This window comes from Acidimangrovimonas pyrenivorans (genome assembly GCF_042643245.1).
In the GTDB taxonomy this organism is placed as follows: Bacteria; Pseudomonadota; Alphaproteobacteria; order Rhodobacterales; family Rhodobacteraceae; genus Acidimangrovimonas; species Acidimangrovimonas pyrenivorans.
In genome coordinates this window covers 95013-114422 of sequence record NZ_JBHRSK010000017.1, presented here as the reverse complement: position 1 = coordinate 114422, position 19410 = coordinate 95013, and the positions used below count along the sequence as shown (strand labels likewise).

Genomic DNA, 19410 nt, shown 5'->3' with positions numbered 1-19410 from the left:
CGCGTGACGACAAACGTGTCGATCACCGACAGGATCGCCGCCGAATACGGCGGGCTGAGCGCCAAGCTGCGCGAGGCGGCGGACTATGTCGCCGCCCACCCGCTCGACGTGGCCAGCCGCTCGCTGCGCGCCGTCTCGGCCTCTTCCGGCCTCGCCCCGGTGACCTTCTCGCGCCTTGCCCGCGCGCTCGGCTTCGACAGCTACGAGGAACTGCGCGAACTGTCGCGCGACGCCGTCGGGCAAAGCTACGAGAGCTTCTCGGACAAGGCCGGCCGGCTGCAGGCCGAAGCCGCCGACGGCGCCGGGCCGCCCTTCCTGGCCCGCCAGGCCGCCGCCTGCGTCGCCAATATCGAGGGGCTGAGCCAGCAGATCGACCAGGACCGGCTGGAAGAAGCGGTCGACCGGCTGCACCGCGCCCGCCAGGTGGTGCTGTTCGGCGGCTTCAGCTCGTCCGGGATCGCCGAATACATGGCCTATATGGGCAGCTTCTTCAGCGCCAACTGGTCGATCGCCGGCCGGGTCGGCACCGCGCTGTCGACCGCGATGGTCGATATCGGGCCCGAGGACGCGCTGATCGTGATCACCAAGCCGCCCTTCGCCCGCCGCGCGATCATGGCGGCGCAGATGGCGGCCAAGCAGGGCGCCTATGTCGTCGCGATCACCGACACCCATACCTGCCCGGCCCTGAAACATGCCTCCGCCGGCTTCATCCTGTCGTCGGAGAGCCCGCAGTTCTTCTCGTCCTATGCCGCCACCCTTGTGCTGATCGAAACCATGATCGGCATGCTGGTGGCCCGCGGCGGCCGCAAGGCCCAGGCGCGGATCGGCGAGGTCGAGGCCCGTAACCGTTTGCTGGACGAGTTCTGGCGCGGCTGACCGTAAACCCAACTGCAACATCCAACAGGGGAGTTACTGATGTTTGCGAAACTCAAGTTCACCGCGGCGGCGATGGCCGTGGGTCTGATGGCGGCGCCGATGGCGCATGCCGAGGACTTCATCACCATCGGCACCGGCGGCGTGACCGGCGTCTACTACCCGACCGGCGGCGCGATCTGCCGGCTGGTCAACAAGGACCGCAAGACCACCGGCATCCGCTGCTCGGTCGAATCGACCGGCGGCTCGATCTACAACATCAACACCATCCGCGACGGCGAGCTGGAATTCGGCATCGCCCAGTCGGACTGGCAGTACCACGCCTACAAGGGCGATTCGAAATTCGCCGACCAGGGCCCGTTCACCAAGCTGCGCGCGGTGTTCTCGATCCACCCCGAGCCCTTCACCGTGGTCGCCCGCGCCGATAGCGGCATCAAGACCTTCGCCGACCTCAAGGGCAAGCGCGTCAACATCGGCAACCCGGGCTCGGGCCAGCGCGGCACGATGGAAGTGCTGATGAACGCTCTGGGCTGGACCAATAACGACTTCGCCCTGGCCACCGAGCTCAAGGCCTCGGAGCAGTCGGCGGCGCTGTGCGACAACCAGATCGACGCCATGGTCTACACCGTCGGCCACCCGTCCGGCTCGATCCAGGAAGCCACCACCTCCTGCGACGCCGTGCTGGTCCCGGTCGAGGGCCCGGCGGTCGACAAGCTGGTTGCCGACAACAGCTACTACCGCAAGGCGATCATCCCCGGCGGCATGTATCGCGGCTCGCCCAACGACACGCCGACCTTCGGCGTCGGCGCGACGCTGGTGACCTCGGCCGACGTCTCGGACAAGGTAGTCTACGAGGTGGTCAAGGCCGTGTTCGACAACTTCGACGACTTCAAGAAGCTGCACCCGGCCTTCGCCCATCTCAAGCCCGAAGAGATGATCAAGGACGGCCTGTCGGCCCCGCTGCACCCCGGTGCGGTCAAGTACTACAAAGAGCGCGGCTGGATCAAATAAGCCAACCGCCAACCAGCAAAGGCAGAGAGCGCGCGCCGCTCTCTGCCGTTTCGGTGTAGCCTGAGGGTGGCATTGCCTGCCCCGGCACCGGAGCTTCGACCGCCGGGCGGTCGTCAGGGAGAATACATCAATGTCTGATACCTCGTCCCAGGGCCGCGCCCTGTCGGAAAGCGAACTGCAGGAGCTGGTCACGGCCAGCGATTCCGGCGCCCGCAACCCCATCGGCCCGGTGGGCACCTTCCTCGCCGTCGTCGCGCTGGCCTGGTCGGTCTTCCAGGTGCTGCTGGCCTCGCCGGTGTCGAACCTCGTCCTGCCCTCCGACCTGATCAACAACTCGCGCCAGATCCACCTCGCCTTCTCGATGTTCCTGGCCTTCACCGCCTACCCGGCGCTGAAGTCGAGCCCGCGCCACCGGATCCCGGTGCAGGACTGGATCTTCGCCGTCGTCGGCGCCTTCGTCGCGCTCTACGGCTATTTCTTCTACCAGAAGATCGTCAATTCCGGCGGCCTCGCCGACGACACCGACAAGTGGTTCGCCCTGCTCGGCCTGATCCTGCTGTTCGAGGCGGCGCGCCGCGCCCTCGGCCCGGCGATGGCGATCATCGCCATCATCTTCCTGATGTATGTCTTCTTCGGCTCCTCCGAATGGGTGCCCGAGGTGATCCGCTGGAAGGGCGCCTCGCTGAAGAAGGCGATGAGCCACATGTGGATCACCTCCGAGGGGGTGTTCGGCATCGCCCTCGGCGTGTCGACGAAATTCGTCTTCCTCTTCGTGCTGTTCGGCGCCCTGCTCGAGAAGGCGGGGGCGGGCAACTACTTCATCAAGATGGCCTTCGGCGCGCTCGGCCACCTGCGCGGCGGGCCGGCCAAGGCCGCCGTCGTCGGCTCGGCCGCGACCGGGCTGATCTCGGGCTCGTCGATCGCCAACGTCGTCACCACCGGCACCTTCACCATCCCGCTGATGAAGCGGGTCGGCTTCACCCCGGAACAGGCCGGCTCGGTCGAGGTGGCCAGCTCGGTCAACGGCCAGATCATGCCGCCGGTGATGGGCGCCGCCGCCTTCCTGATGGTGGAATATGTCGGCATCCCCTACGTCGAGGTCATCACCCACGCCTTCGTGCCGGCGATCATCTCCTACATCGCGCTGGTCTACATCGTCCATCTCGAGGCGATCAAACGCAAGATGCCGACGCTGGGCAACAAGACCACCTCGCTGGGCAAGACCGTCGGCGGCATGTTCGGCTTCTTCATCGGCTTCGGCCTGCTGTGCTACGCGGTGCAATACCCGGTGCGCTGGATCAGCGACCTGGTGCCCGAGGGCGCCAGCTGGATCCTCGCCGCGCTGGTCGGCATCGCCTATCTCGGCCTGCTCTGGGTCGCGGCGCAGGAGCCCGACCTCGAACCCGACGATCCGACCGCCGAAGTCGTCGAGCTGCCCGACGTCGCCCATATCTACAAGACCGGGCTCTACTTCCTGCTGCCGATCGTCGTGCTGGTCTACTTCCTGATGATCGAGCTGAAATCGCCCGGCCTGTCGGCCTTCTGGGCCACCGCACTGCTGTTCGTGATCCTGCTGACCCAGCGCCCGCTCAAGGCGCTGTTCCGCGGCGAGAACGAGATGGCCAACGCCTTCCGCGCCGGGGTCGCCGACCTGGTCTCGGGCCTCGTCGACGGCGCGCGCAACATGATCGGCATCGGCCTGGCCACCGCCACCGCCGGCGTCATCGTCGGCACCGTCACCCTGACCGGAGTCGGCCAGGTGATGGCCGACCTGGTCGAGTTCCTGTCGGGCGGCAACCTGATCCTGATGCTGGTCATGGTCGGCCTGCTCAGCCTCGTTCTCGGCATGGGCCTGCCGACGACGGCGAACTACATCGTCGTCAGCTCGCTGATGGCGGGCGTGGTGGTGAACCTGGGCGCGCAATCGGGGCTGATCGTGCCGCTGATCGCGGTCCACCTGTTCGTGTTCTACTTCGGCATCATGGCCGACGTGACACCACCCGTCGGACTGGCGAGTTTCGCGGCCGCCGCCGTCTCGGGCGGGGACGCGATGAAGACCGGCTTCATCGCCTTCTTCTACTCGCTGCGCACCGTCGCGCTGCCCTTCATGTTCATCTTCAACACCGACCTGCTGCTGATCAACGTCACCTGGTGGCAGGGCATCATCGTCTTCATCGTCGCCACCGTCGCGATCCTGATCTTCACCGCCGGGACGATGGGCTGGTTCATCACCCGCAGCCGGATCTACGAAAGCGTCGCGCTGGTGCTGATCGCCTTCGCCCTGTTCCGGCCCGGCTTCTTCATGGACCAGATGGTCGCGCCGTTTAGGGACGTGCCGCCGGCGCAGCTGACCCAGACCATGGGCGCGCTCAAGCAGGGCGAGGATCTGCGGCTGGTGATCGCCGGCCCGGACTTCGACACCGGCAAGCCGCGCGAGCTGCACATCATCGTCCCCGCCGGCGCCCCCGGCACCGGCGAGGCGCGGCTGCAGAAACTCGGGCTGGCGGTGCACGAGGACGGCGGCAAGCTGCTGCTTGACGAGCCGTTCCCGGCGACGCCCTACTTCAAGAAGCTGTCCGAGTTCGACTTCTACGGCGACGACCCGGTGGTGGTGAGCGCGGTGAAAGCCGCCGCGCCGCAGCCGCCGAAGGAACTGATCTACATCCCGGCGCTCTTGCTGCTGGCCGGGGTCGCCTTCCTGCAGAAGCGGCGTGCGGAACGCCAGGAGAGAGAAGGAGTGCCGGCATGAGCCGTTCGATCCTCTGCGCCATCGATGTCAGCGAAGGCGCGCATGACCGCGAGGTGCTGCTGACCGCCCAGAAGCTGGCCACGCTCGACAAGGCCCGGCTGGACGTCATCACCGTCGTCCCCGATTTCGGCATGAGCGTCGTCGGCAGCTATTTCGACAAGGGTTTCCACGACAAGGCGGTCGAGCACGCCCGCGAGGCGCTGAGCAAGTTCGTCTCGGAAACGCTCGGCGCCGAGGCCGATGCCGGGATGCGCCACATCGTGGCCACCGGCAAGGCCTACGAGGAAATCCTCCACGCCGCGCGGGCGGCGGGGACCGACCTGATCGTCATCGGCTCGCACCGGCCGGAGCTGAGCGACTACCTGCTCGGCCCCAACGCCGCGCGGGTGGTGCGCCATTCCGACTGCTCGGTCTACGTGGTGCGGCCCTCGGCCTGACCCTGCCCCCACGTCCGATTGCCCAGAGCGCCCGGCCGCAAGGTCGGGCGTTTACCATTCGTCAACTCCTCTGGCCTAGCGGTTAACCATCCGGCGGGAGGGGGAGAGATGGTGGCGCGGGCCCATACTGTGGCCTTCGAGGGAATCGAGGCGCGGCCGGTCGAGGTGCAATGCGCGCTCAGCCCCGGCCTGCCCGGCTTCGGCATCGTCGGCCTGCCCGACAAGGCGGTCAGCGAGGCGCGCGAGCGGGTGCGGGCGGCGCTCAACGCGCTCTCGATCGCCCTGCCCTCGCGCCGGATCACCGTCAACCTGTCGCCCGCCGACCTGCCCAAGGAAGGCTCGCATTTCGACCTGCCGATCGCGCTGGCGCTGCTGGCGGCGATCGAGATCCTGCCCGCCGACGCGGTCGACGGCGTCATGGCCCTGGGCGAGCTGTCGCTCGACGGCAAGCTGGTGCCGGTGCTGGGCGCCCTGCCCGCCGCGCTGGCGGCGGCCGAGTCCGACCGGGCTCTGCTGTGTCCCGAGGCCTGCGGCGCCGAAGCCGCCTGGGTCGGCGCCACCCAGGTGCTCGCCGCCGGCAGCCTGTCCGAAGTCGTGCGCCACTATACCGGACAGGCGCCGCTGACCCCGGCCGAGGCGGGCGAGCTTGCCCCCCTTCCGTCCTCCCGCGACCTGCGCGACGTCAAGGGCCAGGAGCGGGCCAAGCGGGCGCTGGAAATCGCCGCCGCCGGCCGCCACCACCTGCTGATGACCGGCCCGCCCGGCGCCGGCAAGTCGATGCTCGCCGCCCGCCTGCCCGGGCTGCTGCCGCCGCTCTCGGCACCCGAGGCGCTGGAAACCTCGATGATCCATTCGCTCGCCGGGTTGCTCGACGAGGGCGGCATCTCGCGCGTGCGGCCGTTCCGCAAGCCGCATCACACCGCCTCGATCCCCGCCATCGTCGGCGGCGGCCGCGGCGCCAAGCCGGGCGAGATCAGCCTCGCCCATAACGGGGTGCTGTTCCTCGACGAGCTACCGGAATTCCCGCGCCCGGTGCTGGAGACCCTGCGCCAGCCGATCGAGACCGGAGAGGTCGTCGTCGCCCGCGCCAACGCCCATGTCCGCTATCCCGCCCGCTTCCTGCTGATCGCCGCCGCCAACCCGTGCAAATGCGGCCACCTGACCGACCCGGCCCGCGCCTGCGCCAAGGCCCCGCATTGCGGCGAGGATTACCTGGGCCGCATCTCGGGGCCGTTGATGGACCGGTTCGACCTGCGCATCGAGGTGCCGCCCGTCGCCTATCGCGACCTCGACCTGCCGGCGGCGGGCGAGGGCTCGGCCGAGGTGGCCGAGCGGGTGGCGGCGGCCCGCGCCCTGCAAAGCGCGCGTTTCGAAGGCCGCCCGGAGATCCGCGTCAATGCCGATGCCGAGGGCACGCTGCTGGAAGAGATCGCCACGCCGGATGCCGAGGGCAAGGCCCTGATCGCCCGCGCAGCCGACCGCTTCGGCCTGTCGGCCCGCGGCTATCACCGCGTCCTGCGCGTCGCCCGCACCATCGCCGATCTCGACGGCTCCGACACGGTGCGCAAGCTCCATGTCGCCGAGGCGGTGAGCTACCGGCTGACCGTGGCGGCGGCGGAAAGCTGAGCCGCGGCGCTCAGCCCTGATCGGCCGGCGCGATCTCGGCCAGCCGGCGCCTTATCTCGGCCGCCGCCCCCTCCAGCGCATCGCGCGCCTCGGGCACCCAGCCGTCGAAGATCTGGAACACATGCGGCGCGTCCGGCCAGGTCTGCAGCGTCACCTCGGCGCCGAAGTCGCGCAGCCGCGCCTCCAGCCGCAAGGTATCGTCGCGCAGGATCTCGCTTTCAGACACCTGCAGCAGCACCGGCGGCGGGTCCGGGAAATCGGCGTAAAGCGGCGATAGCCGGACATCGTTGCGCGGCAGCGTCCCGGCATAGAGCCGGACCAGGTCCTCGAAGCGGGCGGCGGGCAGCAAGGCGTCGCGCCCGGCATTCTCGGCCAGGGAGGCGCCGCCGCCCGCCAGGTCGACCCAGGGCGCCAGCCCGATCGCCAGCGCCGGCGGCGTGCCGGCGGCGCAAAGCCGGGCCAGCAGTGCGAAGGCCAGCCCGCCGCCGGCACTGTCACCGGCCAGCACGATGCGCTCGGGCTCGTAGCCCAGCGCGACCAGCCCGTCCCAGGCCGCCTGCGCGTCCTCCAGCGCCGCCGGCGCCGGGTGCTCGGGGGCCAGACGGTAATCGGGGGCGAAGACCCGCAGCCCCGAGAGCTTCGACAGCCGCGCCAGCATGCCACGATGGGTGTCGGGCGAGCCGGTGGTGTAGCCGCCGCCATGGAGATAGAGGATCACGTGACGCTGGCGCACCGGGCCGCAGGAAATCCACAGCCCCGGGATCTCGGGCGCGCCCTCGGCCTCGCCGCGCACCGCGCCGGGCAGCCACAGGCTGTAGGGCGGAGCACGGAAGACCAGCCGCGCGGTACGCGCGAAGTCCCGCCTCGCCTCCTGCGGATCCCTGACATGCGACAGGCGCGGCCGGGCGATCAGCCGCAGCAGGGTATTGAGAGCGGTGAGCCGGCGGCTCACCCCGCCCTCCGGGCTTCGATCGCCTGCCAGATCTTTTCGGCCACGTTGATACCATCGAAGCGCTCGAGTTCCTGGATGCCGGTGGGCGAGGTGACGTTGATCTCGGTCAGCCACTCGCCGATGACGTCTATGCCGACGAAGACCTGGCCCTTCTCGCGCAGCACCGGGCCGATGGTGGCGCAGATCTCGCGGTCGCGCGCGGTCAGCTCGATCTTCTCGGGCCGGCCGCCGACATGCATGTTCGAGCGCGTCTCGCCCGCCGCCGGCACCCGGTTGATGGCGCCGACCGCCTCGCCGTCGACGAGGATGATGCGCTTGTCGCCGGCGGCGACGGCGGGCAGGAATTTCTGCACGATCAACGGTTCGCGGCTCATCGAGGTGAAGAGCTCGTGCAGCGAGGACAGGTTGCGGTCATTCGGATCGAGCCGGAAGACACCGGCGCCGCCATTGCCGTAGAGCGGCTTGAGGATGATGTCGCCATGGCGCTCCTTGAAGGCGCGGATGGTGGCGAGATCGCGGGCGATGGTGGTCGGCGGCGTCAGCTCGGGAAAACGCAGGACCAGGAGCTTCTCGGGCGAGTTGCGCACCCAGAACGGGTCGTTGACCACCAGCGTGCCGGGATGGATCATCTCGAGCAGGTGGGTCGTGGTGATATAGCCCATGTCGAAAGGCGGGTCCTGGCGCAGCCAGACCACGTCCCACTCGGCCAGGTCGATCTCCCGCTCCGCGCCGTATCGAACGTGATCGCCGCGCACCCGCTGCACCGTGATCGGCCAGCCCCGCGCCGTCACCCGGCCTTCCTGGTAAGCCAGCCGGTCCGGCGTGTAGAAAAACAACTCGTGGCCCCGCGCCTGGGCTTCCTCGGCCAGGCGAAAGGTGCTGTCGGCCTCGATATCCACAGCGCCGATCGGATCCATCTGCAACGCGACTTTCAAACCCATGGCCATCCCCTGAAGCTACTGCTCCTAGATGGCCCATGCGCCTGCGCGTTGCAATCGCCGGCATGCAGATCCGCCGGTTCACGCCGCCATGACATTCTCGAGTATGTCGATCCGCCCGGCCCCGTCGACAAGCGCCACGTCGACGCGCGCCAGCGTGTTCTGTCCGGCCGGCTCCCGGGCCATGAACTCGGTCGCCGCGGCCTGGATGCGTGCCAGTTGCCGCGGGCTCACCCGTTCGGCGGCGCGAGCGAAGTCGCGGCTCGTCTTGACTTCGACGAAGATCAGCCCCTCCCCGTCGCGCAACACAAGGTCGATCTCGCCGCCCGCCCCGCGCCAGCGCCGGGCGGCAACCGGATGGCCGGCGCGATCGTAGTGCCGCTCGACCGCCGCCTCGGCCGCCTGGCCGGCCTGGTAGGCACGGGCGCCGCGCCGTGCCCGCCGCGCAGCCACGCCCACCGCAGCCACGCCCACCGCAGCCACGCCCGTCACCGGCTCCGCCCCGTTTCTGCACCGCATCCCGATCGCTTGCCGCATCCCGATCCCTCCGCGTTCAATCCTTCCCGTCCAGCTTCAGCGCCGCCTGGTAGACCTGGCGCCGCGGCAGCTTCAGCGCGGCCGACACGTCGGCCACCGCATCCTTCAGCGATTTCTCGGTCAACGCCGCCCGCAACGCCTCCTCGAGAAACTCGGCATCATTCTGCGGCGCGCCCGGCCGGTCGATGACCAGCACGATCTCGCCCTTGACGTGGCGCTCAGCGAACGCCTCCGTCAGCTCGGCCAGCGTTCCCCGCGTCACTTCCTCGAATCGCTTGGTCAGTTCGCGGCAGACCGCCGCCGGCCGCTCCTTGCCGAGATGCTGTGCCAATTCCCCTAACAATTTGCTAACGCGCTTGGGCGATTCGTAGAGCACGAGCGTCGCCGGCACCGCGGCGATCTCGTCGAGGAACCGCGCCCGGGCGCCCGCCGCGGGCGGCGGGAAAGCGGCGAAGAGGAACCGGTCGGTCGGCAGGCCGGAGACCGTCAGCGCCGCCAGGACCGCCGAGGGACCGGGGGCGACATGGATCGGGTGCCCGGCCTCGATTGCGGCGCGGGCTAGGCGGTAGCCGGGATCGGCGACCAGAGGCGTGCCCGCCTCCGAGGCGTAGACCACCGACTTGCCCTCCTCGAGCGCGCGCAGCAGCCGCGGCCGGGCCTGGGCGCCGTTGTGATCGTGATAGGCGACCACCGGCCGGTCGCCCAGCGCCACCCCGTGCAGCTCCATCAGGTGGCGCAGGGTCCGGGTGTCCTCGGCCGCCAGCACGTCGGCCCCGGCCAGCAGATCGAGCGCGCGCAGCGTGATGTCGCGCGCCGCGCCGATCGGCGTGGCGATGAAATACAGCCCCGGCGCGGGCGCCGGCGCGCCCTTCCTGCTCTCGTCCCTGTCCTTGCCCGTCATCGCCGTCCGCTCCTCTGGCACGTTTACTTCACCCGCTGTTGCGCTTAGGCTGCCGCCGACCATCCGCCAATTCCGGGAGCCGAAAGTCTGATGTTCGCCGTTCTGGGTTTCGCCCGCAAGTCATTGGCCCGTCTCGCCCTTGTCGTCACCGCCCTGTTCTCGGTCCTGGCTCTGGCCGCCTGCGTGCCCGGCACGACCGGCGGCGGCCAGATGATCAATACCGGCGCCCCGGTGCCGGTGGCGCTGCTGGTGCCCTCGGGCTCGGGCCAGGCCGGCGACGAGGTGCTGGCCCAGAGCCTCGAGAACGCCGCCCGGCTGGCGATCTCGGATCTCGACGGCGTCAAGATCGACCTGCGCGTCTATTCCACCGCCGGCCAGCCGGCCCAGGCCGCCGCGATGGCGACCAAGGCGGTCGACGAGGGCGCCAAGATCATCCTCGGCCCGGTCTATGCCCAGTCGGCCAATGCCGCGGGTCTGGCGGTCGCCGGCCGCAATGTCAACGTGCTCAGCTTCTCGAACAATGCCGCCATCGCCGGCGGCAATGTCTTCATCCTCGGCCCGACCTTCCGCAACACCGCCAACCGGCTGGTGCGCTACGCCGTCGCGCAGGGGCGCGGCAACATCATGATCGTCCATGACGGCACCACCGCCGGCATGGCCGGGCAGGCGGCGATCTCGGGCGCGATCCAGGCAAACGGGGCGACGCTGGCGGGCTCGGATTCCTACGCGTTCTCGCAGAAGGGCGTGCTCGACGCCGCGCCCGGCATCGCCAAGGACATCCAGAACAGCGGCGCCGAGGCGGTGTTCTTCACCGCCAATACCGCCGGCGCCCTGCCGCTGGTTACCCAGATCCTGACCGAGAACCATGTCGACCCCAAGGTCACCCAGTTCATCGGCCTGACCCGCTGGGACATCCCGGCCTCGACCCTGTCGCTACCCGGCGTCCAGAACGGCTGGTTCGCGCTGCCCGATCCGGGCCTGAGCCAGCAATTCGCCAGCCGCTACGCCACCGCCTTCGGCGGCCCGCCGCTGCCGATCACCGGGCTGGCCTATGACGGCATCGCCGCGATCGGGGCGCTGGTCAAGGCCGGCAAGGCCGACGCGCTGACCGCCCGGGCGCTGACCCAGTCGGCCGGCTTCGTCGGCGTCGGCGGCATCTTCCGGCTGCTGCCCGACGGCACCAACGAGCGCGGCCTCGCCGTCGCCCAGATCGTCAATAACCAGGTAAACGTGATTGACCCCGCCCCAAGAAGCTTTGGCGCCGGCGCCGGGTTCTGACCCGGCCCCCGCCCGCCAGCCGGCGCCCGACGCGCTGATCCGCCCGGCCGAGGAGATTTTCGACGCCCCGCGGGTGATCGCCGAGATCGACGCGGCGCTGGCCGCTGCCGACACCACCGACCCCAAGGCGCTGCGGGCCGAGGCGGTCCGCGTGCTGACGACCGCCCGCAAGGCCGGCAACGCGGCGCTGTCGGCGGCCTTCGCCGAGCGCCCGCGCGCGGCGCGCGAATTGATCTCGGGCCAGGCCTACCTGACCGACGGGCTGGTGAACGCGGCGCTGCATGTCGCCCAGACCCACCTCCATCCGCGCCCCAACCCGACCGAGGGCGAGCGCATCGCGCTGCTGGCGGTCGGCGGCTACGGCCGGGCCGAGATGGCGCCGCATTCCGATATCGACCTGCTGTTCCTGATCCCGTGGAAGCTGACCGGCTGGGCCGAGAGCCTGGTCGAATCGATGCTCTACATCCTGTGGGACCTGCGACTGAAGGTCGGCCATTCGACCCGCACGGTGGCCGACTGCATCCGGCTGGGCAAGGAGGACATCACCATCCGCACCGCCCTGCTGGAACACCGCTTCCTGGCCGGCGACGCGGCGCTGGCGCAGGAGCTGAAGGACAAGCTTTGGAGCGACCTGTTCCGCAATACCGGGCCGGAGTTCATCGAGGCCAAGCTGGCCGAGCGGGCCGAGCGCCACAAGCGCCAGGGCGGCCAGCGCTACGTGCTCGAGCCCAACGTCAAGGAGGGCAAGGGCGGGCTGCGCGACCTGCAGACGCTCTACTGGATCGCGAAATACCTGCACGGCGTCGACAAGGCGGCGGAACTGGTCGATCTCGGCGTGCTGCTGCCCGAGGAATACGCCGCCTTCGCCCAGGCCGAGAATTTCCTCTGGGCGGTGCGCTGCCACCTGCATTACATCACCGGCCGGGCGATGGACCAGCTGACCTTCGACCTGCAGGTCGAGGTCGCCGAACGCATGGGATACGCCGATGCCGGCGGCCGCCGGGCGGTCGAGATCTTCATGCAGGACTATTTCCGCCAGGCCACCAAGGTCGGCGAGATCACCCGCATCTTCCTGACCAAGCTCGAGGCCCAGCACGTCAAGACCGCCCCCGCCCTGACCCGCTTCTTCCGCCGCCGGCGCAAGCTGCGCGAGGGCATGGTGCTGGTGCAGAACCGGCTCGCCATCGCCGACGAGGAAGCCTTCCTGTCGGACAAGCTCAACCTGCTGCGGATCTTCGAGGAGGGGCTGCGCACCGGCCACCTGCTGCACCCGGACGCGATGCGGCTGGTCTCGGCCCATCTCGACATGATCGACGACGAGATGCGCGAGGACAAGATCGCCAACCGCATCTTCCTCGGCCTGCTGCTCAAGCACGGCAACCCCGAGCGGGCGCTGCGGCGGATGAACGAGCTCGGCGTGCTGGGCGCCTTCATCCCGGAATTCGAGCGCATCATCGCGATGATGCAGTTCAACGTCTACCACCACTACACGGTCGACGAGCATACCATCCAGTGCATCTCGACCCTGGCCCAGATCGAGCGCGGGGAACTGGTCGAGGAGCTGCCGATCGCCAGCCGCATCCTCAAGGAGGGCGTGAACCGCAAGGTGATCTATGTCGCGCTGCTGCTGCACGACATCGGCAAGGGCCGGCCCGAGGATCATTCGGTGATCGGCGCCCAGATCGCCCGCCGGCTGGCGCCGCGTCTGGGGCTGAACGCGGAAGAGAGCGACACGGTCGAATGGCTGGTGCGCTATCACCTGCTGATGTCGGACATGGCGCAGAAGCGCGACATTTCCGACCCGCGCACCGTGCGCGCCTTCGCCAAGCTGGTGAAGACCAAGAAGCGGCTCGACCTGCTGACGGTGCTGACCGTCTGCGACATCCGCGGCGTCGGCCCGGGGACGTGGAACAACTGGAAGGCCATGCTGCTGCGCAAGCTCTACGGCGACACCGCGCAGGCGCTGGAAACCGGGCTCGAGGACCTCAACCGCGACAAGCGCGAGAACGAGGCCAAGCGGCAGCTGCGCGAGGCGCTGGCCGACTGGGACCGCAAGGACCTGCGGGCCGAGACCGCGCGCCATTACGGCCCCTACTGGCAGGGCTTGTCGACCGACACCCACGTCGTCTTCGCCAACCTGCTGCGCGACCTGCCGGAGAGCGAGATCCGCATCGACCTGCATCTCGACGCCGATCACGACGCCACCCGCGCCTGCTTCGCGCTGGCCGACCATCCCGGCATCTTCTCGCGCCTCGCCGGGGCGCTGGCGCTGGTCGGCGCCAACGTCGTCGACGCGCGCACCTATACCTCGAAGGACGGCTATGCCACCGCGGTGTTCTGGATCCAGGACGCCGAGGGCCACCCCTACGAGACCGAGCGCCTGCCGCGCCTCAAGCAGATGATCGACAAGACCCTGAAGGGCGAGGTGGTGGCGCGCGAGGCACTGAAGGATCGCGACAAGCTGAAGAAGCGCGAGCGCGAGTTCCGCTTCCCGACCTCGATCGCCTTCGACAACGAGGGCTCGGAGATCTACACCATCATCGAGGTCGACACCCGCGACCGGCCGGGGCTGCTCTACGACCTGACCCGGACCCTGGCGAGCAACAACATTTACATTGCCTCGGCCGTCATCGCGACCTATGGCGCTCAGGTGGTCGACAGCTTTTACGTCAAGGACATGTTCGGGTTGAAACTGCACGCCAAGCCGAAGCAGGAGGCGCTGGAGCGCAAGCTGCGCGAAGCCATCGCCAAGGGCGCCGAGAGGGCCCAGGGCTGATGCAGCCGATCCGTCTGGTGAAGGGGTTCGTCACCGTCGGCGGCTGGACCCTGGCAAGCCGCCTGCTGGGCTTCGTCCGCGACATCCTGATCGCCGCCTATCTCGGCGCCGGGCCGGTGGCGCAGGCCTTCATCATCGCCTTCTCGCTGCCCAACATGTTCCGCCGCTTCTTCGCCGAGGGCGCCTTCAACATGGCCTTCGTGCCGATGTTCTCGAAGCGGCTGGAGGGCGAGGAGGATGCCGAGGGCTTCGCCCGCGACGCTTTCTCGGGGCTGTCGACGCTGCTGATCGCCTTCACCCTGCTCGCCCAGCTGGCGATGCCGTGGCTGGTGCTGGCGATGGCCTCGGGCTTCGCCGGCGACGACCGCTTCGCCATGGCGGTGCAGTTCGGTCGCATCGCCTTTCCCTATATCCTGTTCATCTCGCTCGCCGCGCTGTGCTCGGGCGTGCTCAACGCCGCCGGCCGCTTCACCGCCGCCGCCGCCGCGCCGGTGCTGCTCAACGTGTTGTTCATCTCGGCCCTGGCCGGGGCCGATATCCTGGGCTGGCCCTTCGGCCTGACCTTGGCCTGGACGGTGCCGGTGGCCGGCGTCGCCCAGCTCGGGCTGGTCTGGATCGCGGCGGCGCGGGCCGGGTTCCGGCTGACGCCGCGGCTGCCGCGGCTGACGCCCGAGATGAAGCGGCTGGCGCGGATCGCGGCGCCGGCGATGCTGGCCGGCGGCGTGGTCCAGGTGAACCTGCTGATCGGCCGCCAGGTGGCCAGCTATTTCGGCAATGCCGTCGCCTGGCTCTACAATGCCGACCGGCTCTACCAGCTTCCCCTCGGCGTCGTCGCCATCGCCATCGGCGTGGTGCTGCTGCCCGACCTCGCCCGCAAGCTCAAGGCCGGCGACGTCGCCGGCGGCCGGGCCTCGTTCAGCCGCGCGACCGAGTTCGCGCTGGCGCTGACCGTGCCCGCCGCCGTCGCCCTGATCGTCATCCCGATGCCGCTGATCCACGTCCTGTTCGAGCGCGGCCGCTTCACCGCCGCCGACGTGCCGCCGACGGCGCTGGCGGTCTCGGTCTACGGCGCCGGGCTGCCCGCCTTCGTGCTGCAGAAGGTGCTGCAGCCGCTGTTCTTCGCCCGCGAGGACACGCGGCGGCCGTTCTACTATGCCGTCGTCGCGATGGTGGTGAACGCGGCGCTGGCACTCGGCCTCGCCCCCTTCCTCGGCTTCATCGCCGCCGCCCTGGGGACGACGCTGGCGGGCTGGGCGATGGTCTGGCAGCTCTGGTCCGGCTCGCGCGCGATGGGGCCGGCGGCGGGCCTCGACGAACGCTTCCGCCGCCGCGCGCCGCGCATCGTGCTGGCCTCGGCCGGGATGGGGCTGTGCCTGTTCGTCACGATGATGGAGCTCGAGGGGATGCTGGCCGCCGGGGCGCTGAAATACCTCGCCCTGCTGATCCTGATCGGCGTCGGCGTGGTCAGCTATTTCGGCATCGGCGCCGCGATCGGGGCGTTCCGGCTGTCCGACTTCCGCTCGGCCCTGCGCCGCGGCGGCTGAGCGGATCACGCCTGAAACCGTGACCGCGATATAGTTGACATCGCCAACTACCTGCGACAGAGTTGCCGCGGGAGGAATGGAATGCGCACCCAGATTTGTATCATCGGGGGCGGGCCGTCGGGTCTGCTCCTGTCGCATATCCTGCACCGGGCCGGGATCGATTCGGTGGTGCTGGAACGGCGCAGCCGCGCCTACGTGCTCGGCCGGATCCGCGCCGGCGTGCTGGAATGGGGCAGCGTGCGGATGCTCGACGCCGCCGGGCTCGGCGAACGGATGCAGCGCGAGGGCTTCGTCCATGACGGCACCTACCTCGCCTCGCGCAATCGCGGCTTCCGCGTCGACTTCAAGGGCCTGACCGGCCACCCGGTGATGGTCTACGGCCAGACCGAGGTGACGCGCGACCTTTACGACGCGCGCGACGCGATGGGCGGCACGGTGATCGACGAGGCCGAGGGCGTGACCCTGCACGGCCTGCCCGACAGCCCCCACGTCACCTACATCAAGGACGGCACCGAGCACCGGATCGACTGCGACTACATCGCCGGCTGCGACGGCTTCCACGGCCCCAGCCGGGCGGCGATGCCGGAAAGCCTGCTGAAGACCTACGAAAAGGTCTATCCCTTCGGCTGGCTCGGTATCCTGTCGGAAACGCCGCCGGTCTCGGACGAGCTGATCTACGCCAACCACGACCGCGGCTTCGCACTCTGCTCGATGCGCAACGCCAATCTCAGCCGCTACTACCTGCAGGTGCCGCTGGAGGACACGGTCGAGAAATGGACCGACGATGCCTTCTGGGACGAGTTGAGACGCCGCATCCCGCATGACGCGGCCGAAACCCTGGTCACCGGCCCGTCGATCGAGAAATCCATCGCCCCGCTGCGCAGCTTCGTCGCCGAGCCGATGCGCTGGGGCAAGCTGTTCCTGGCCGGCGACGCCGCCCATATCGTGCCGCCCACCGGCGCCAAGGGGTTGAACCTGGCCGTGTCCGACGTCCACTACCTGTCGGAGGCGCTGATCGCCCATTACAGGACCGGCGACGACACGCTGATCGAGGGCTATTCGGCGACCGCGCTGGCCCGGGTGTGGAAGGCGATCCGTTTCTCGTGGTGGATGACGACGCTGCTGCACCGCTTCCCGAACCAGACCGAGTTCGACCAGCGTATCCGCGACAGCGAAATGGACTATCTTGAGCATTCGGTGGCGGCCCGCACGGCGCTGGCCGAGAACTATATCGGCCTGCCATTCTGACGCCGTCCTGAAGGTTCCAAGGGAGACGCCCATGCAGATCTGCGATCTCGACGACATCCGCATCCATTACCGCGAGGACGGCGACCCGAAAGGCGCGCCGGTGGTCTTCGCCAACTCGCTGGGCACCGACCTGCGGCTCTGGGACAAGGTGGTGCCGCTGCTGCCCGCCGGCCTGCGGATCATCCGCTACGACAAGCGCGGCCACGGCCTGACCGATTGCCCGCCCGGCCCCTATGCGATGGGCACGCTGGTGCGCGATGCCGAGCGGCTGCTGGACGCGCTGGAGATCCGCGACTGCGTCTTCGTCGGCCTATCGATCGGCGGCATGATCGCCCAGGGGCTGGCGGTGAAGCGGCTCGACCAGGTCCGGGCGATGGTGCTGTCGAACACCGCCGCCAAGATCGGCACCAAGGAAATGTGGGAGAGCCGGATCCAGGGCGTGCTCGACGGCGGCATCGAGGCGTTGGCCGAGGGCATCCTCGAACGCTGGTTCACCAAGCCCTTCCGCGACACGCCCGAATTCACCGGCTGGCGCAACATGCTGATCCGCCAGCCGGTGGAAGGCTATGCCGGCTGCTCGGCCGCGATCTCGGGCACCGATTTCTACACCCCGACCTCGGGCCTCGCCCTGCCGACGCTGGCCATCGCCGGCTCCGAGGACGGCTCGACCCCGCCCGACCTGGTGCGCGAGACCGCCGATCTGGTCAAGGGCAGCCGCTTCCACCTGATCCGCGGCGCCGGCCACCTGCCCTGCGTCGAGAAGCCCGCCGAATATGCCGAGGTGCTGACCCAATTCCTCAAGGAGACCGGCCATGTCTGAGCGCCGCAAGCAGGGCGAAGCCACCCGCCGCCGCACGCTGGGCGACGACCACGTCAACCGCAGCCAGCAGACCGGGACCGATTTCGACACCCCCTTCGTCGACCTGATCACCGAGGCGGCCTGGGGCCATGTCTGGTCGCGCGACACGATCCCGCCGCGCGAACGCTCGATGATCACGCTGGCGCTGCTGGCGGGCCTGGGCAACTGGGAAGAATTCGCCCTGCACCTGCGCGCCACCGCCAATACCGGCGCCTCGGCCGAGGACATCCGCGAGGTGCTGCTGCATGTCGCGATCTATGCCGGGGTGCCGCGCGCCAACCACGCCTTCAAGCTGGCGCGCGAAATCCTGGCCGAAATGGAGGAAACCGATGACTGACGCCCCCACCACCGGGCCGCTGGTGTCCCGCGACCGGCTCTGGCACCCGCCGGCCTACACGCCGGGCTACAAGACCTCGGTCACCCGCGCGCCCTCGCGTGCCCTGATCGCCACCGGCTCGACGCTGAGCGAGGAGACCGGCCCGGTCTTCGGCCGCGACATGCTGGGCGAGATGGACAACAACCTGATCCTCAACTTCACCGGCCAGCCGGCGATCGGCGAGCGCATCATCATGCACGGCCGCGTGACCGACGATCAGGGCCGGGCGGTGCCGGGCGTGCTGCTGGAGATCTGGCAGGCGAACGCGGGTGGCCGCTACCGCCACAAGAAGGACGGCTATGCCGCCCCGCTCGACCCCAATTTCGGCGGCTGCGGCCGGACCGTGACCAACGAGCGCGGCGAATACGAGTTCCTCACCATCCGCCCCGGCGCCTATCCCTGGCCCAACGGGGTCAACGACTGGCGGCCGATGCATATCCACGTCTCGGTCTTCGGCTCGGGTTTCGGCCAGCGCCTGATCACCCAGATGTATTTCGAGGGCGACCCGCTGATCGCCCGCTGCCCGATCGTCAACACGATCAAGGACCGCTCGGCGGTCGAACAACTGGTCGCGCCGCTCGACATGAGCGCGGCGATCCCGATGGACTGCCTCGCCTACCGCTTCGACATCGTGCTGCGCGGCCGCCGCCAGACCTTCTTCGAAAACCGGCCGGAGGGCATGTGATGGTCCAGAAACTCCCCTACCTGCCCGAGACGCCGTCGCAGACCGCCGGGCCTTACGTCCATATCGGCCTGACACCGAACGCCCTGGGCAATGCCGGCATCTACCCGTCCGACCTCGGCACCTCGCCGATCCGCGACGGCGCCAAGGGCGAGCGCATCACCGTCACCGGCCATGTCCGCGACGGCGCCGGCATGTTGCTGCGCGACGCGCTGATCGAAAGCTGGCAGGCCGATGCCGACGGGCTCTACCCGGCGCCGAACGAGAAGCGCGGACAGGCCGATCCCAACGTCACCGGCTGGGCCCGGATCATCGCCGATTTCGACAGCGGCGACTGGACGCTGGAAACGATCAAGCCGGGCCGGGTGCCGCATCCCTCCGGCGGGCTGATGGCGCCGCATATCTCGCTCTGGGTCGTGGCGCGCGGGATCAATATCGGGCTGCAGACCCGGATCTATTTCGAGGACGAGGAGGCGGCCAACGCCGAATGCCCGGTGCTGGCCCGGATCGAGCACAAGGGACGCATCCCGACCCTGCTGGCGAAAAAGACCGGCCCCGGCGCCTACCGTTTCGACGTCGTGCTGCAGGGCCCCGACGAAACCGTGTTCTTCGACATCTGAGGT

The 19410-nt window shown here is 69.2% G+C and carries 17 protein-coding genes; 13 read left to right on the top strand and 4 right to left on the bottom strand.

Features of this window, described 5'->3' with window-relative positions; all coding sequences use genetic code 11:
- Positions 1-3: 3 nt before the first annotated feature.
- From ACFOES_RS18725 to ACFOES_RS18705, 5 genes are all read left to right on the top strand, one after another.
- Positions 4-876 (top strand): MurR/RpiR family transcriptional regulator, encoded by an 873-nt coding sequence (locus tag ACFOES_RS18725; protein ID WP_377834900.1) that lies wholly within the window; start codon positions 4-6, stop codon positions 874-876.
- 39 nt (positions 877-915) lie between these two features.
- Positions 916-1884, top strand: coding sequence for a TAXI family TRAP transporter solute-binding subunit (locus ACFOES_RS18720; protein WP_377834899.1), 969 nt, complete (start codon positions 916-918; stop codon positions 1882-1884).
- Positions 1885-2014: 130 nt separating this feature from the next.
- Positions 2015-4633 carry a TRAP transporter permease gene (locus tag ACFOES_RS18715; RefSeq protein WP_377834898.1) on the top strand — a complete coding sequence of 873 codons (2619 nt, stop codon included), beginning with the start codon at positions 2015-2017 and terminating at the stop codon, positions 4631-4633.
- On the top strand, positions 4630-5070 hold the full coding sequence (locus tag ACFOES_RS18710; RefSeq protein WP_377834897.1) for a universal stress protein: 441 nt from the start codon (positions 4630-4632) through the stop codon (positions 5068-5070). The genes ACFOES_RS18715 and ACFOES_RS18710 overlap by 4 nt, the downstream gene beginning before the upstream one ends.
- A 108-nt stretch (positions 5071-5178) precedes the next feature.
- Positions 5179-6696 (top strand): YifB family Mg chelatase-like AAA ATPase, encoded by a 1518-nt coding sequence (locus ACFOES_RS18705; RefSeq protein ID WP_377834896.1) that lies wholly within the window; start codon positions 5179-5181, stop codon positions 6694-6696.
- Between the two features lie 10 nt (positions 6697-6706).
- Here ACFOES_RS18705 and ACFOES_RS18700 read toward each other — a convergent pair whose 3' ends face one another.
- The 4 genes from ACFOES_RS18700 to rsmI all read right to left on the bottom strand — a co-directional run bounded on the left by ACFOES_RS18700 (position 6707) and on the right by rsmI (position 10024).
- The gene (locus tag ACFOES_RS18700; RefSeq protein ID WP_377834895.1) at positions 6707-7648 is read right to left on the bottom strand and encodes an alpha/beta hydrolase; all 942 of its coding nucleotides are present in this window, start codon (positions 7646-7648) and stop codon (positions 6707-6709) included.
- The gene (gene gshB, locus ACFOES_RS18695; protein ID WP_377834894.1) at positions 7645-8589 is read right to left on the bottom strand and encodes a glutathione synthase; all 945 of its coding nucleotides are present in this window, start codon (positions 8587-8589) and stop codon (positions 7645-7647) included. Before gshB ends, ACFOES_RS18700 begins: the two co-directional genes overlap by 4 nt.
- A 78-nt stretch (positions 8590-8667) precedes the next feature.
- A complete protein-coding gene (locus ACFOES_RS18690; RefSeq protein ID WP_377835053.1) occupies positions 8668-9039 on the bottom strand; it encodes a YraN family protein in 372 nt (123 codons plus the stop codon).
- 100 nt (positions 9040-9139) lie between these two features.
- Positions 9140-10024, bottom strand: a complete 885-nt coding sequence (rsmI, locus tag ACFOES_RS18685) for a 16S rRNA (cytidine(1402)-2'-O)-methyltransferase (RefSeq protein ID WP_377834893.1) — start codon at positions 10022-10024, stop codon at positions 9140-9142.
- Between the two features lie 90 nt (positions 10025-10114).
- Between rsmI and ACFOES_RS18680 the strand changes: the two genes are divergently transcribed.
- The 8 genes from ACFOES_RS18680 to pcaG all read left to right on the top strand — a co-directional run bounded on the left by ACFOES_RS18680 (position 10115) and on the right by pcaG (position 19407).
- On the top strand, positions 10115-11302 hold the full coding sequence (locus ACFOES_RS18680) for a penicillin-binding protein activator (protein WP_377834892.1): 1188 nt from the start codon (positions 10115-10117) through the stop codon (positions 11300-11302).
- Positions 11259-14078, top strand: coding sequence for a [protein-PII] uridylyltransferase (locus tag ACFOES_RS18675; RefSeq protein WP_377834891.1), 2820 nt, complete (start codon positions 11259-11261; stop codon positions 14076-14078). Before ACFOES_RS18680 ends, ACFOES_RS18675 begins: the two co-directional genes overlap by 44 nt.
- On the top strand, positions 14078-15622 hold the full coding sequence (gene murJ / locus ACFOES_RS18670; RefSeq protein WP_377834890.1) for a murein biosynthesis integral membrane protein MurJ: 1545 nt from the start codon (positions 14078-14080) through the stop codon (positions 15620-15622). Before ACFOES_RS18675 ends, murJ begins: the two co-directional genes overlap by 1 nt.
- A gap of 81 nt (positions 15623-15703) precedes the next feature.
- Positions 15704-16870, top strand: a complete 1167-nt coding sequence (pobA, locus tag ACFOES_RS18665; RefSeq protein ID WP_377834889.1) for a 4-hydroxybenzoate 3-monooxygenase — start codon at positions 15704-15706, stop codon at positions 16868-16870.
- Between the two features lie 31 nt (positions 16871-16901).
- Positions 16902-17690, top strand: a complete 789-nt coding sequence (gene pcaD / locus ACFOES_RS18660) for a 3-oxoadipate enol-lactonase (protein ID WP_377834888.1) — start codon at positions 16902-16904, stop codon at positions 17688-17690.
- The gene (gene pcaC, locus ACFOES_RS18655; RefSeq protein ID WP_377834887.1) at positions 17683-18066 is read left to right on the top strand and encodes a 4-carboxymuconolactone decarboxylase; all 384 of its coding nucleotides are present in this window, start codon (positions 17683-17685) and stop codon (positions 18064-18066) included. Before pcaD ends, pcaC begins: the two co-directional genes overlap by 8 nt.
- Entirely contained in the window at positions 18059-18790 is a 732-nt protein-coding gene (pcaH, locus tag ACFOES_RS18650) for a protocatechuate 3,4-dioxygenase subunit beta (protein WP_377834886.1), read from the top strand. Before pcaC ends, pcaH begins: the two co-directional genes overlap by 8 nt.
- Positions 18790-19407, top strand: coding sequence for a protocatechuate 3,4-dioxygenase subunit alpha (pcaG, locus tag ACFOES_RS18645; protein WP_377834885.1), 618 nt, complete (start codon positions 18790-18792; stop codon positions 19405-19407). The genes pcaH and pcaG overlap by 1 nt, the downstream gene beginning before the upstream one ends.
- Positions 19408-19410 lie beyond the last annotated feature (3 nt).

What these genes read in the sequence shown, in the direction of transcription:
- pobA (WP_377834889.1), top strand. Translation starts at nt 15,704, where the DNA reads ATGCGCACCCAGATTTGTATCATCGGGGGCGGGCCGTCGGGTCTGCTC.
- pcaG (WP_377834885.1), top strand. Translation starts at nt 18,790, where the DNA reads ATGGTCCAGAAACTCCCCTACCTGCCCGAGACGCCGTCGCAGACCGCC.
- gshB (WP_377834894.1), bottom strand. Translation starts at nt 8,589, where the DNA reads ATGGGTTTGAAAGTCGCGTTGCAGATGGATCCGATCGGCGCTGTGGAT.
- murJ (WP_377834890.1), top strand. Translation starts at nt 14,078, where the DNA reads ATGCAGCCGATCCGTCTGGTGAAGGGGTTCGTCACCGTCGGCGGCTGG.
- ACFOES_RS18715 (WP_377834898.1), top strand. Translation starts at nt 2,015, where the DNA reads ATGTCTGATACCTCGTCCCAGGGCCGCGCCCTGTCGGAAAGCGAACTG.
- ACFOES_RS18720 (WP_377834899.1), top strand. Translation starts at nt 916, where the DNA reads ATGTTTGCGAAACTCAAGTTCACCGCGGCGGCGATGGCCGTGGGTCTG.
- pcaH (WP_377834886.1), top strand. Translation starts at nt 18,059, where the DNA reads ATGACTGACGCCCCCACCACCGGGCCGCTGGTGTCCCGCGACCGGCTC.
- pcaD (WP_377834888.1), top strand. Translation starts at nt 16,902, where the DNA reads ATGCAGATCTGCGATCTCGACGACATCCGCATCCATTACCGCGAGGAC.
- ACFOES_RS18705 (WP_377834896.1), top strand. Translation starts at nt 5,179, where the DNA reads ATGGTGGCGCGGGCCCATACTGTGGCCTTCGAGGGAATCGAGGCGCGG.
- pcaC (WP_377834887.1), top strand. Translation starts at nt 17,683, where the DNA reads ATGTCTGAGCGCCGCAAGCAGGGCGAAGCCACCCGCCGCCGCACGCTG.
- rsmI (WP_377834893.1), bottom strand. Translation starts at nt 10,024, where the DNA reads ATGACGGGCAAGGACAGGGACGAGAGCAGGAAGGGCGCGCCGGCGCCC.
- ACFOES_RS18680 (WP_377834892.1), top strand. Translation starts at nt 10,115, where the DNA reads ATGTTCGCCGTTCTGGGTTTCGCCCGCAAGTCATTGGCCCGTCTCGCC.
- ACFOES_RS18710 (WP_377834897.1), top strand. Translation starts at nt 4,630, where the DNA reads ATGAGCCGTTCGATCCTCTGCGCCATCGATGTCAGCGAAGGCGCGCAT.